Source organism: Chitinophaga sp. 05T412 (genome assembly GCF_056396465.1).
Window position 1 is genome coordinate 1 of sequence record NZ_JBFTLN010000011.1, and the last position, 14,226, is coordinate 14,226.

The window sequence follows — 14,226 nt, forward strand, 5'->3', positions numbered from 1 at the left end:
TGGCCGTATTCGAATATATAGAAATCTGGTACAACCGCAAAAGATTACATTCAGCCCTGGGATACATGTCTCCACAGGATTTTGGGGAATTTTTAAACAAACAAAATATTGCAGCTTAACCAACTGTCCATTTTATTGTTGCAATTCCAGTTGTGGGTCTATAAAATTAGCTTTAATATCGAGTGAATTCAAAGATGAAAAATAAAAGTTACTCAATAACCTTACAGCAAGATCAGAAAGACTGCGGCATAGCTTGTTTGATGTCAATTATCAAATATTATGATGGGGATTCTTCTTTAGAAAAACTAAGAAAATTAAGTGGAGCAAGCATATCAGGCACAACCCTTCTTGGTTTATATCAAGCATCTATTCAATCGGGATTTAATGCAGAAGGATGCGAAGCTGACTTAGAGTCTTTAATAAATCATAACGTGTGAAGTTTCAACAGATTCGCTACATTTTTCATATTTTTAATTGCGGAGTATTTCTTCTTTGGAATAGATGCCTTCTGTGATTAAGTCTAATACAAATCCTTCTGTTGCAAAAGGCATCTATTTCAAAGAAGATTGGCGGCCGCAGGAAATCCATGTCATTATTCTTCATCTATCTGTCCACGTTTGTTTATGAATGCAAAACAAAGGCAAATAAAGGCAAGAGAAAGCTGGATCAAGTGTTATCAAGACCTTGGATCCGTTAGTAAAGCTGCGCTCAAATGCGGCATCCCTAGATCCACGCTATATAGATGGATCAAACGATTTGAGGATAGCGGTATAGAAGCATTAAAGGGATTATCTCAACGCCCGAAGAACMTGGCTAAGCAAAAAATAAATAAAGAGATTGTAGCACTTATAAAATCAATTAGGCTAGAATGTAATTTCGGCCCACAAAGAATAAGTACTCACCTCCTTAGAATCCATAAAATCGACATATCGGCTCCAACAGTTTGGCGAGTAATTAAGGATAATAATTTACCTAATATCAAAAAGTATCGCAAGCATAATGATATAAAACGCTACAGTAGGCCAATTCCAGGGGATCGAGTTCAGATGGATGTTACAAAAATAGGCCCTAAATGCTATCAATTTACTGCTGTTGATGATTGCACCAGGCTAAGAACATTAAGGCTATACCCAAATAAAAGGGCCGATTCTACTGTGGATTTCTTAGGACATGTCCTGGATACCTTTGAGTTTCCAATCCATCGAGTGCAGACTGATTGGGGAACTGAATTCTTCAATGATCTTTTCCAGGAAGAATTAATGGTTCATTTTATAAAATTCAGACCTATAAAACCTAGGAGCCCTCATTTAAATGGCAAGGTTGAAAGGTCACAACTAACCGATAAATCAGAATTTTACAATACAATTCCGCGATCAGAAAAAAACATGGACTTAGCACCTCGATTGCTTGATTGGCAGAACTTCTATAATCATAAACGACCTCACGCTTCACTAAACGGAAAGACGCCATATGAGAAACTTTTAGAGCTAGAACACCTAATCCCGATACAGCCAGATGTAACTGGAAAATACTGGGAAAAAGAAGTTGACATCGTACCGCGGAATGCCAAAATGTACTACAGAAAACGATGACCATTTTGTCTCATATCTCTTGAAATATCACACATAACGATCCCTGCATCCTTCATGTTGTTATGGCAAATGGCATGGAACATTATGTTGTTTGTTACGAAACAATAAAACAAAACAAAGAATTAAAATTTATTATCGGCGACCCAGCTAGAGGGATAATCCATCTCACTAGCGATGAGTTGCTGCAAATATGGAAATCAAGGACATGCTTAATTCTAAAACCCAGTTCCAATTTTACTGTAAAAAAAGAAATTGAACAGGCAAAAATAAATTGGGTCAAGCAATTAGTAAAAGAAGATAATCCACTATTAATTATTGCAGCTTGTATCGGCGTAGTTATGGTTATCTTAAATCTGACAATGACCATATTTTCACAGCGCCTTATTGACGATATTTTGCCCCAAAAAAACATCACCAAACTTAATATAGGTATTATCTTGGTTTTAGTTTTACTACTATTCAAGGAAATCCTTTCTATAGTCAGACAATATTTCCTGCTTCATCAGTATAAGAAATTTAACGTACGCATAATTGATTTTTTCTACAATCACTTATTACATTTACCGAAGCCGTTTTTTGACAACCGGAAAATTGGTGACCTTACAGCTAGACTCCAAGACACTTCACATATTCAAATGGTAATTACTCAATTAGTGGGCAATGTTATTATTGACTTATTGGTATCCATTGTTGCTACTATCTTTATTTTCATCTATTCCTGGCAATCAGGAATTATCTCGCTGGCAGCTATTCCGGCATTTTATTATCTGATATATGTCCATAATAAAACAATTCAAGAGGGACAGCGGTCGATTATGGTCAATTATGCATTATCAGAATCAAATTACATATCTACTTTGCAAGGTATAGAGCCAATAAAAAGCCATAACAAAATATCTTTTTTTAGCAAAAAAAATAAAGACGTGTATAATACTTATCAGAATACTATTTTTTCATTAGGTAAGATTCAGATAAAGCTTTCTTTTTTAGCAAATAGTTTTGGCATATTTTTTTTATTGGGCATTTTATTTTGGGATAGTCATCAGGTTTTGAATAATCAAATGAAAACAGGGGAGCTTTTTGCCATTTTAGGTATGTGTGGCTCTCTATTGACAAGTATTTCAAATCTCGCTTTGGTAACTATACCAATAAATGAGGCAAAAATTGCTTTCGACAGAATGTTTGAATTTACTGGAATTGAACCAGAAAGAGAAACAGTGGGCAATAATATTACTATTTTCGAAAGTTTAAATGTTCAAAATMTTTCTTTTCGATTTGCAGGTAGAAGCCTTTTATTAAAAGATGTTTCTTTTAAAATTAACAGGGGGGAAATCATTGCCCTAATGGGAGAAAATGGATCTGGCAAAAGCACCTTATGCCAGATATTACAAAAGCATCAACTTTGGGAGTCTGGAGAGATCATTATTAACAGTAACTTTCCGCTAAGAAGCGTTTCTCTAAAAAACTGGAGGCAGATAGTAAGTATTGTACCTCAACATATTCACATCTTTAATGGGTCTGTATTAGAAAACATTGCTTTTGATGATGCGTTCTCCAATACACAAGCTGTTTTGCTGTTTTTACAAGATTATGGATTCACGCCTTTTATTGATAACCTTCCACAATCCTATATGACAATTATTGGTGAGGAAGGCATTAATTTATCCGGTGGACAAAAACAAATAATAGCTTTAGCACGAGCACTATACAATAAACCGCAGCTACTCATTCTTGATGAGGCTACTGCCTATATGGATAGGCAATCAGAACAGTTTCTATTACATCTGTTAAAACAGATAAAAAAAGATATGGGCGTAATTTTCATTACTCACAGACTACATATTTTAAAAAACTTCTGTGACAGGATTTATATTTTAGAAAATKGCACTATCAAGATACATGGARCCCATAACACATTATTACGGACAATAAACCTATATAGCAAATATTGGAACGACTTAACTGGAAAGTTCTAGTGATGAAAAATTATAGTGCATTTTATGAAAAAATTCAAACTGTGCTCAAGTTTCAAGCTCTCTTAGAGTTGGGTTATAAGTTAGCTTCTGCAGTAAGAATCCTCCTGCATATGCAATAAAATCCAAAGGGACCAATGACCATTGAAAAGAATTGTTGTAAATTAGTATAGACAAGTCAACCCAAATAAAACTAAGTAAACACGAACAGCAATTTCGCACTTTGATAGACTAACAAATAGACCAAAACAACAAAGCCCGCGACTAGCGCAGGCTTTGAAACTTTCCAGTGATCCCCTTGGGACTCGAACCCAAGACCCATACATTAAAAGTGTATTGCTCTACCAACTGAGCTAGGGAATCATATTACTGCTTTTACCGTAACACCCTTGTTGTTAAGGGATTGCAAAGATAGAAAAATATTTATTCCTGCAAAATATTTTTGAAACATTTTTATTTACAAAAATAAAAAACATAATGCCATGGCCGATTTCAAGCGTTTATTTATTTACAAATCTGCGTATATAGGTAACCGTTACACCAGCAAGGGGTGCACCATTGCTGGTGCTACCTTTGCAATAAGTGTTAAACATTCATTCATAGGCTGGGAATAAACTAAATACGCTATCTATCAAATAATATTAATAACACATGTAAACAGAGCGAATATTTAACCTATTAGATAAGAATACCGCTCATTAAAACGATAAAATTTATTTAACGGAGACGCCTACACGCGAATCAATGTCTTATCTTCGTACCTATGACAAAGCCGAAGGAAACACCTAAAGAATTATCGGTATTGGCCTTTGAAACCCAGGAACAGTGGGAACAATGGCTGGCTGAAAATCATACACAAACAGACGGTGTATGGCTGCTGATGTATAAAAAAGATTCCAAAATCCCTTCCATCAATTATGCCCAGGCATTAGATGAAGCCCTCTGCTATGGATGGATAGATGGCATGTCGAAGTCAAGAGATGCGGTATCTTTTGTACAGAAATTTACACCTCGCCGCGCGAAAAGCATCTGGTCTGAAAGAAATACCAAACATATAGAACGACTCACCGGCTTAGGCAAAATGAAGCCCGCAGGATTTGCCCAGGTAGAAGCCGCAAAAGCCGATGGACGCTGGGATGCCGCCTATGCCGCCTCCCGCGATGCTACCATTCCGGAAGACTTCATGACTGCCCTCAATAAAAATAAAAAAGCAAAAGCGTTTTTCGAAACGCTGAATAAACAAAATTTATTCGCCATCTATTTCCGGTTACAGAGCGCGAAAAAGCCGGAAACAAGGGCCAAACGCATCGTTACGTTCATCGAGATGCTGGCGAAAGGAGAAAAATTTTATTAGCCCCCCGCTCCATCACGGAGGGCTAACCCCTTATATCATACCATTGGTATGTGGTAGTACCGCAGGTACCACCTGCGCCACCCGCCAATGTTCTGCCAGCAAGCAATTCTCCACGCGACAGATATCATAAAATACCGCCGGTTGATCATCCAGCATGCCTGAAGATTGCACCATCACAAAATTACCCTCTCCTATGATGCGATGCACAGTCTGCTGCTGCGGCGAAAACGGCACTACATCATGATTCACGTAATCCGCCGCTAATAAAGCCGCATCGGGCTGATCGAAGAAACGCTGCGCCCACTGCTTATTTTCAGCTGTTGAAGCAATCCCGGTAACGACAGATGTACCATCCGTCACGTTGCTACCAGCAGGCTGCTCCTGCGTAGCATCCCAATGTTCAGCCAGCTTCCCCGCTTCGAGGCGATAAAGATCCACAATGGCCATTTTCCTGCCCATAAAAGCAATATCCATATGCAGCATCACATAATCCCCTTCTGCAATAGTGCGTACAATGGGAAACACCTGCCCCGCCGGTGCGGGCGGCAATTGCTTCATCTGATGAATAGCTTCCCGTAATCCTTCCTTGCCATCTTTTACCTGCGGACTGTGTTGAATATAGTTTTCGGGTAGAAAGATATCCACTGCATCCGCATTCCGCTCTCCTATGAGCGCCTTTACCGCTGCCAATACAATGCCCCTATTATTTATGATCGTCATTTTGTTTATTTTTTTGGAAGATAAAAAGCTTGTCCAGCGCATCGATGCGCCGAAAAAACAAATAGTATCAGTCGGAGAAATTAGTGAAAGGAAACCCTGCTTCCTTTCGGGAAGAACGGATCTTTAATGATCCTGATTTGATATTTGGAGAGAATTACTATGCTATAAACATACAAAAAAAAGCGTGTCCGTTATCCGGACACGCTAAAATATTTTATTCCTGCGGGCACTTAACCCATGGCATTACTATAAATGCCGTTTACTTCACGCGTTGCTTTTTTGGCGTACTTACCTACCGTATCTGTCGAATCCTGTACTAGGTCCCGGGCATCGTCTACAAACTGTTCTCCGGGATAACGCTTCCTGAGATACAATATCACCAGGGAGGCGGCAGCGCCTACTACAGCGGCGGCAATTAATATCTTTTTCATATTCCAGGTTTTAGTCTGACATACCAAAAACCAATAGTCGTGCCAACGCCGGCACACACAACCGTTAATAAATCTCTTTACCAAAAGGAGTAAAACTCAGACTCATCAGCTTGAAATGCTGACGGCCAAAGGGAATACCAATAATCGTGATGCAAAGCAGCAGTCCAAATCCCAGATGTGTCAAAGCAATCCAGATACCGCCCAGAAATATCCAGATAATGTTAAAAATAGTAGACAAACAACCCGTTTGTCCGGGTACATCCCGCACATGACGCCCAAAAGGCATCAGCGTAAAGAAACCAATTTTAAAACACTGCAAACCAAAAGGAATACCTATAATAGTCAAACAAAGTAATAAGCCGCTGACCATGTACTGCAGAAATGTGACGAAGCCCCCGAAAATAAGCCAGATAATGTTACCAATTAAATTCATATGTCAAATGTATAACGGAACACGGAAATTTGCATGCACACACGATAATTTCCAGCAAAAAAATAAATATCCGCATTTTATAACCCAACAGATAATAGTATCTTACTAATGCTTTATCTGTCAGCCTTTTTTTGACGGCAGCTATCAGAGCCMTATACATTCCAATTCCTGTAATATCCATCACCGGCGCCGGGAGAGCAACAGAGCGACTGGAGAAAGGACAAACATTTTTCATCCAAACATTTACCCAACCATCGTGTTAGTCAATCGAACAATGCATAGCGTCTCTTGCTGAAACTGTGAAAATGCCCCTTGTAGCGACCAGTCGAGCATCAATCAACCGTCATGAACAAATAAAACAATTGCACGCCATCGATCAATTATCACACTAGTTATTTATCAACCTGTAAACAAAAATGTATGTGGAAACTGCTACGCTCCTGCAAACGCAGGGCTATCTCCTTGTACCTGCTCCTCTGCTGCAGTACATTATTTGCCCAGAACATCAGCATCACCGGAAAAGTCACCGGCACCAACAAAGAGCCGATACCCGGTATATCGGTATTGCTGAAAGGCACTAAAACCGGCGCCGTTACCAATGGCCTCGGCATTTATACCATCACCGCCCCAGACAACGGTACCCTCGTATTTAATGCGGTTGGCTTTATAAAACAGGAAATCGCCATCAACCGGCAAACATCCATTAACGTCATACTGACGGAAGACAACAAACAACTCGGCGAAGTAGTGGTCACCGCGTTAGGCATCACCAAAGCCAAGAAAAGCCTCGGTTATTCCGCCACGGAAATTAAAGGCGCTGACCTCGCCGTCACCAATGAAGTAAACCCCGTGAATGCCCTGCAAGGCAAGGTAGCGGGCGTTCAGATAGATCAAGGCGCCGGCGGCCTTTTCGGCAGCAGCAAAATACTCATCCGCGGTAACTCCACGCTGAGAAGCAACAACCAACCGATTTTTGTGATCGACGGCGTAATCGTGGAAAACAACACGTTCAATGGTACGGGGCGCGACTTTGGTAACGACCTGAAAAACCTGAACATGGAAGACTTTGAATCCGTTACGGTGCTCAAAGGCTCCGCTGCCGCAGCCCTCTACGGCTCCCGCTCTATCAACGGCGTTATCCTCATCACCACCAAAAAAGGACGTGAACGAAAAGGTTTAGGCGTAAACGTTAGTCAGACGTTCAATGTATTTAAACCCTACTCCGGACCCGATTTTCAAAATGAATACGGCGGTGGCACCGTCGGCTACTTCTATACCGATAAGCGTGATCAAAATTATAAGGATACAGAAAGATGGAGAACGAAGGTGTTCCCCATAGATCCGCTCACCGGCAAACCTTATATAGACCGACAAATAAACCGGGAACTGGAAAACTGGGGCCCCCGCTTCGCCGGACAGGATGTGATCAACTACGATGGCACTCCCACCAAATATGTGGCGCAGCCCAATAACTTCCTGGATGCTTTCCAAACCGGCCACGGCTCGGCGACCAACATCGCATTAGATGGTGGTAACGACCGCTCCACCTTCCGCGTATCTTATACCCGCGACCAAAGCGAAGGCATTGTGAGAAAAAATGATATGCTGAAAAACAGTATAGACCTGCACGTTACACATATCATCAACAAATGGCTCAGTGCCGACGCCAGCGCCAACTACACCGACTTCTCCGGCAGAAACCCGCCACGCCTCGGCGGACTCGATGCCTTCGCCTCCTATAACTTCGGTAAACTATTTACCTGGATGCTGCCTCGTAACTACGACACAAAATACTGGATGCAAAAATCCAAATACACCAGCATCTTTGGTGGCGCGCCTAATCCGGAGAACGAGGACGAACCCAATAAAGCACCCGAATCCCGCTTCTGGTTCAGCCTTTTCGAAAATAACTACCTGCAGAATGAACAAACCATCCGAGGTCGCATTGCCCTTACCGCTACTATCAACCCCTGGCTGAAACTGTTGCTGGAAGGCAATGTCAATAACCTCTACACCAAAAATGAAAACAAAGAACTGGGACAAGATCCCAACTTCGGCGGCGGTTTATACGGTATCGGACATTCAAACAAAGAAAGCTACTTCCTGAAATGGATGGCCATGGTGAATAAAAGTCTGTCCAAAGACCTGGACCTCACCGGCTATATCGGTGGCGAAGCACAGCGCATGCAAACCTGGTACAACTATGATGAAACCGACGGCGGACTAAACTATCCCGGCAACTACTTTCTCGCCAATTCTAAAAACAAACCCAAGGCAACTGGTGGGCTGCGAAGCAGGAAAGCCATGAACTCTATCTACGCCAGCGCCGACCTGGCCTGGAAGAACCAGTTGTTCTTACAGGGAACTTTCCGCGGCGACTGGTCCTCTACCCTCGCTTATACCAATGGCTCCGGTAACTTCTTCTACAGCTACCCCTCTATCAGCGCATCATGGCTGTTCTCAGAAACCTTTAAGATGCCCGAATGGATTAGCTACGGTAAACTGAGAGGCAATATCGCCTGGTTAGGTAACGACACCGATCCATTTGTGATCAACCCAGGATTTGCATTCAACGGCTATACGCAATGGAATGGAATAGATTTACCTATTTCTACCCATAGCCGCTATACCGACCCACTCACAGGCGCTATCATTGCTATCCAGCCTAATATTAAGTCGGAGAGAAAGATTGCGAAAGAAGTGGGCGCGGAAATGCGCTTTCTCAAGAACAGAATAGGCTTCGATGTTTCCCTTTACCAGGATAATACCAAAAGACAAATCCTGAACATCGCGCTGCCACCGGAATCCGGGCTGCAAGGCGTTATCCTTAACGCCGGCAACATCCGGAACCGTGGTATCGAAATCATGATTGATGGTACACCGGTAAAAACTAAAAATTTCGAGTGGAACACTAACCTGAACTACTCCCGGAACAGAAACATGATTGTAGACCTGGCACCCGGCATCACCGACTTCGACCTGAAAGCCAATATCGGGGAAATCAGCACCTGGGCCACTGTTGGCAAATCATACGGTACCCTGCGTACACTGATTCACTCCAGACCCTACCAGGCCACAGATGCCAATGGCAAACCCATTGATGATCCTAACAACGGTAAACCTGAACTGGCCTGGCGTTCCGATGGCCGCACCGGCTTCCCCGCCCGCAGCAACACCATGCAGGACGTAGGAGATATCAACGCTAAATTCCGTGCAGGATGGGGCAACACCTTCCGCTATAAAAACTTTTCACTGAACGTATTACTGGATGGTAAATTTGGGGGAGATTTTGTACTCCTCACCTACCGCTATGGTACACATACCGGCGTATTCCCTAATACCCTCGCTGGCAGAGATGCTGAACACGGCGGCATTACCTGGAAAAGCGCCTATGATAACCAGGTATACGACGATGGTATTATCCCCGACGGCGTTTTTGCTAAAGGCCAGATGATCACCCAGGCCGACGGTACACAGATAAATGTAGGCGGCATGACCTACAAACAAGCCTATGATAAAGGTTATGTTGAACCCAGCCATGCACCACAATTCTACTATCGCTATGGCTCTTCTTCTACGGGCGTATCTGATTACTGGATCAAAAAGAATTCCTGGATTTCATTACGACAGGTGTCACTCGCGTATCAGTTCTCCCCCGCGATCTGCAAGAAAATGATGCTCAATAATCTTAGCGTAGCCATCATAGGCCGCGACTTATTATACCTGTACAATTCACTGCCTTACAATTATAACCCGGCATCCAACAACTCCAATAATACCGCCTACTCCGGGGAAGAAGGATTTCTGCCGATGGTGCGCTCCATTGCGGGTTCCATCCGGGTGGGCTTCTAGGTAAAAAATTGTACACAAAAAAACATCCAACATGAAAAATATAAAATACGCAATATTACTGGCACTCCTGGGCGCTACGGGCTGCGCAAAAAATTTCGGCGATATCAACACAGATCCCAGCCTCGTTTCTCAACCAGATATAAAATATCTCCTGAGCTATTCGGAAGATAAAATGATTACCTACCAGGGTAACGAATGGGTATACGAAAGCCTGGAACAGCTGATGCGGTTTACACAATCCATCACCACCAGTCCGTATGAAATGACATCCAATGTAAATAGCCGGTATACTAATTACTACCTGCAAATCCTGCCCAATCTCTACGAAATAAGAAGACAGGCCGACCTGAAACCCAATAAGGAGCAATACCAGCGTGCTAAAGCGGTATCGTATGTTTTACAGGTATTGCACGGCATCAAGGTAACAGACATGAATGGCTCCATTCCTTATTCCCAGGCCATCGAAGGACGTTACCAAAGCAACTACGGCCCTGTATTCGACGAGCAATCCGCCCTCATCAACAACTGGCTATCACAACTGGACGATGCCATCAAAGTACTATCTGATAATTCACTGACCACACAGATCAGCTACGGCCAATCGGACATCTTCTATCAGGGCGACTGGGCCAAATGGATCAAACTGGCGAATACACTTAAACTCAGGATCGCTGCGCGCCTGGAAAATGCCGACAATGCCAAATGCAAAACCATTTTCCAACAAGTGCTGAAAGATCCTACCGGTCCTATCAATGGAGATGATTCACAGGTAAAATATCTCAATACCACCTACTCGCCTTTCGGTACCAGCAGTGATGTGGATTATCGCAGCCGCCGGTATGCCACCACCTCCATGATGGCGTTCCTGAAGAAAAGCAATGATCCCCGGTTACCGGTATATTTTGAAACCAATGAATTGAAAGGAAGCTTTAAAGATAGTCTTGCTAAATACCATGTGACACTGCCTGCGTTCATTGATATCAATGATCCACTGATCATGTTCCAGGGAGGCCCGGCCGACTGGACCACCAATCCTACGGTAGCGGCTTATATAGGCACGTCGTTCCCCATTGGTCCGTATACAAAATACAACCTGATATCCGCCATCAACCGGAAATTCTTCTCTCCTAAACTCAACAATGCCACCAATAATTTCCTGGACGTATCTGTGACCTACGCAGAAACCTGCTTTTACCTGGCAGAATTTATACAGAAGGGATATGCAGGAGGTGTTGATACCAAGGGCAGTGCGGAAGACTGGTACAAAAAAGGCATCGCTTCTTCTATTCAAACGAATAATGCGATGGCCATCGCTGCAGCATCTACCACTGCTTATAACGGTGACGGGCAAACGGAGATCAATAACTATTTAAACAATCCTGCTGTCAAATTCAATGGCACCAATGACCTGGAGCGGATCTACATACAGGAATACCTGAGCTTTTACCGGCAGCCTAATGAAGCATTTGTTTTTTGCAGACGCACAGGCTACCCTAAAAATACCTCTGCGTATTACGCCAGGGAGACTTTTCATGAGTTGATCCCCCGCCGGTTCTGGTTGCTGGACCCGGGAGAAATAAACCGTACCAACTGGAATGCCGCTATGCAGCAACAGGGCTTTACCCCCAATGCACAGGATCTTCCTACACTTAGCACACAAAGAATCTGGTACGACAAATCCGCGCCGGATTTTGGTAAAGGACAATGAACCAGCTATTAGCGATTAGCTTTTAGCTTTTAGCAAAATGCAGCGGAGAACATGTTATATGTTTATCTCCGCTGCATTTTGCTAAAAGCTAAAAGCTAATCGCTAATAGCTATCTTCAACACATCTTTCCCATTCCAGTCTTTCTGCCACACCTGTTTTCCTTTATCCGTTACCGTTACTTTCAGTTGTTTGCCCGAACGCTTTATCAGTATATCCATATCAGCGCCAAATGCGCGGATATGGCGCAACGCCATCTGGTTCCAGCTGGCCGGCAAACGCGGACACATCTCAAATTGCCGCAAGCCCGTTGGCACTATTCCAAAAAGTCCTTCCGTAATCACCCGGCAATACAATGCACTTTCTGCAGAAAGGTGACGCTGATCACCTTCCGGCCACGCTTCTACCGGATACGGCACATGCTCTCCCAATAAACGCTGACGGGTATAATAAGCCAGATATTTCAGTGTAGTGTCTGTAGCGCCGGCGAAGAAAAGTCCGCGGAAAGCGTACAAGGTAGAACGGTCCCAGAATGTATGATCTCCGGATGCGGTGAGGATACCGTTATGCGTCCATAAGTAAGGCGAGAGCAATGCTTTCATGGTTGCATCGCGGCGCTCATTGATACCCATTACCAGTGGCAGGCAAATCCAGGAACGCAATACCGTATTCTCTTCATAGTAACGATAGGTATCAAAGCCCTGCACATTGTGACCAAAAAACTGCTCAATAGCACGCCCCATTTGCTGCTGACGATTGCGATACAACGCAGCTGTAGCCTTGTCGCCCAACGCTGTTGCTACGCAAGCAGCACTTTGATAAGCACCATACGCCAACGCATTCGTCGACAAATTAGCCTTCCCCGCCGGGAAACGGCCTTCCAGCTCATCTGCATCAGAGGTAATAATGCCATCAGGTCTTTTATGCAGCTCCAAGTATTGCAGACACCAGTTGATCAGCGGATACAATTGCTTTGCCGTAGCAGTATCCCCCGATGCCAGTGCAAAACGCGCCGCGCCATAGGCTATCATGGCCTGATCGCCGCGATCACCGGCACCGTTCCAGTATCCATCTCCCTCAGCTATCACAGAACTGGGAATAGGCTTATAATCTTTATTCATATAGCCGGCGAACAAACGGAAACTGTTGCGGGCCGACTCATTACCATTCGCATTTCCCAGAAAAGGAAAAAACGGATTGGCATATTCTGCCTGATCATTCGCCCAGATGGCTGCGTAATAGGCGCCTCCACCAGGACCATGCATCAATCCGGCTTTCGTATCGTAGATGCTCTCCGTGGCGCGGATTTTAGCAAAATCAAAACCTCGGTTGATGGTATCGTTAGGCGTTTCCAGCACCAGGTCCTGCATCAGTTCCTGCACAAAAGCAGTTCTGCGCGCTAACTCATACGCCGGCGAAAAATAATAAGCAGGCGTGTTGATTTTGCGGGCGGAATAAATAATCGCCAGCGAATGTTTCTCTCCCGGCGCCAGGTCAAAGCTGCCATAGCCGGTTACAGCGGATTGTATCACATATTCTCCATATACTCCTTTTGTAGCATCCGTATGTTGTTCCTTCACCAGGCTATCCACCTGCACGTGGCAGGTGCGGCCGCTGTTATTCACCAGCTCCCGCATTTGGATAAACCCTGCTTTATCTATGGATGGAAATAATATATCCGTTACCGTTAGCCCGGTGTTGGTACGGGCATTTATTTGTAACATACTTTTCAGATAGAAGTCGGCCGGCAATACTTTCAATGCCGCTCCATCTACTGTTATAGCCGGTAACTCCCTACCATCAAAATTTACTTTCAGGCTGGCATGGGTGTTATTCGGAATGGTGCGCAACAGGGGGAATACCAGTTGCTTCTTCAGTAACAATTCCTGCTGATCGGTCACCCCATAAGTGATAATGGCCGACAACTGCTTACCGCTCATTTCAATATGATCGGTATGCACGTCATTGGATTTCACCGTCTGACGGATACCGCCATCCTTTGCCAGGGCCCAGCGGGGCGACTGCGCATACGTATAACTGGTCATTGCTAACCAGCATCCCACTACCAGGAAAAATCTGCTACTATTCATGTATAATTTTTTTGCAAAGATGGCCGTTGATCAGGTGGGCGAAATTAGCAGATCAAAAAAACAGAAATAACACAGA

The 14,226-nt window shown here is 43.6% G+C and carries 11 protein-coding genes and 1 tRNA gene; 7 read left to right on the forward strand and 5 right to left on the reverse strand.

What is annotated here, in order from left to right; genetic code table 11:
• The 4 genes from AC1DFM_RS22800 to AC1DFM_RS22815 form a co-directional block, all read left to right on the forward strand.
• On the forward strand, window positions 1-119 hold a 119-nt coding region (locus AC1DFM_RS22800), incomplete at its 5' end, for an IS3 family transposase (RefSeq protein WP_477079316.1).
• Window positions 120-194: 75 nt separating this feature from the next.
• Window positions 195-437, forward strand: a complete 243-nt coding sequence (locus AC1DFM_RS22805; protein WP_477079069.1) for a cysteine peptidase family C39 domain-containing protein — start codon at window positions 195-197, stop codon at window positions 435-437.
• Window positions 438-623: 186 nt separating this feature from the next.
• On the forward strand, window positions 624-1,592 hold the full coding sequence (locus AC1DFM_RS22810; RefSeq protein ID WP_477079070.1) for an IS481 family transposase: 969 nt from the start codon (window positions 624-626) through the stop codon (window positions 1,590-1,592).
• A 47-nt stretch (window positions 1,593-1,639) separates the two neighbouring features.
• Entirely contained in the window at window positions 1,640-3,568 is a 1,929-nt protein-coding gene (locus AC1DFM_RS22815; protein WP_477079317.1) for a peptidase domain-containing ABC transporter, read from the forward strand.
• Between the two features lie 287 nt (window positions 3,569-3,855).
• On the opposite strand, the gene AC1DFM_RS22820 is transcribed toward AC1DFM_RS22815, so the two are convergent.
• A tRNA-Lys gene (locus AC1DFM_RS22820) sits at window positions 3,856-3,928 on the reverse strand.
• 400 nt (window positions 3,929-4,328) lie between these two features.
• On the opposite strand from AC1DFM_RS22820, the gene AC1DFM_RS22825 reads away from it, so the two are divergent.
• Window positions 4,329-4,919 (forward strand): YdeI/OmpD-associated family protein, encoded by a 591-nt coding sequence (locus AC1DFM_RS22825; RefSeq protein ID WP_477079071.1) that lies wholly within the window; start codon window positions 4,329-4,331, stop codon window positions 4,917-4,919.
• 30 nt (window positions 4,920-4,949) lie between these two features.
• On the opposite strand, the gene AC1DFM_RS22830 is transcribed toward AC1DFM_RS22825, so the two are convergent.
• From AC1DFM_RS22830 to AC1DFM_RS22840, 3 genes are all read right to left on the reverse strand, one after another.
• Entirely contained in the window at window positions 4,950-5,639 is a 690-nt protein-coding gene (locus AC1DFM_RS22830; RefSeq protein WP_477079072.1) for a nuclear transport factor 2 family protein, read from the reverse strand.
• A gap of 230 nt (window positions 5,640-5,869) precedes the next feature.
• Complete coding sequence (locus tag AC1DFM_RS22835) at window positions 5,870-6,070, reverse strand: hypothetical protein (RefSeq protein ID WP_477079073.1); 201 nt, start codon at window positions 6,068-6,070, stop codon at window positions 5,870-5,872.
• 64 nt (window positions 6,071-6,134) lie between these two features.
• Window positions 6,135-6,503, reverse strand: coding sequence for a YccF domain-containing protein (locus AC1DFM_RS22840; RefSeq protein WP_477079074.1), 369 nt, complete (start codon window positions 6,501-6,503; stop codon window positions 6,135-6,137).
• Window positions 6,504-6,923: 420 nt separating this feature from the next.
• On the opposite strand from AC1DFM_RS22840, the gene AC1DFM_RS22845 reads away from it, so the two are divergent.
• Window positions 6,924-10,355 (forward strand): SusC/RagA family TonB-linked outer membrane protein, encoded by a 3,432-nt coding sequence (locus tag AC1DFM_RS22845; protein ID WP_477079075.1) that lies wholly within the window; start codon window positions 6,924-6,926, stop codon window positions 10,353-10,355.
• 31 nt (window positions 10,356-10,386) lie between these two features.
• On the forward strand, window positions 10,387-12,063 hold the full coding sequence (locus AC1DFM_RS22850; RefSeq protein WP_477079076.1) for a SusD/RagB family nutrient-binding outer membrane lipoprotein: 1,677 nt from the start codon (window positions 10,387-10,389) through the stop codon (window positions 12,061-12,063).
• A gap of 95 nt (window positions 12,064-12,158) precedes the next feature.
• Here the strand turns inward: AC1DFM_RS22850 and AC1DFM_RS22855 are convergent, their stop codons facing one another.
• Window positions 12,159-14,150 carry a glucosidase family protein gene (locus AC1DFM_RS22855; protein WP_477079077.1) on the reverse strand — a complete coding sequence of 664 codons (1,992 nt, stop codon included), beginning with the start codon at window positions 14,148-14,150 and terminating at the stop codon, window positions 12,159-12,161.
• Between the last annotated feature and the right edge of the window lie 76 nt (window positions 14,151-14,226).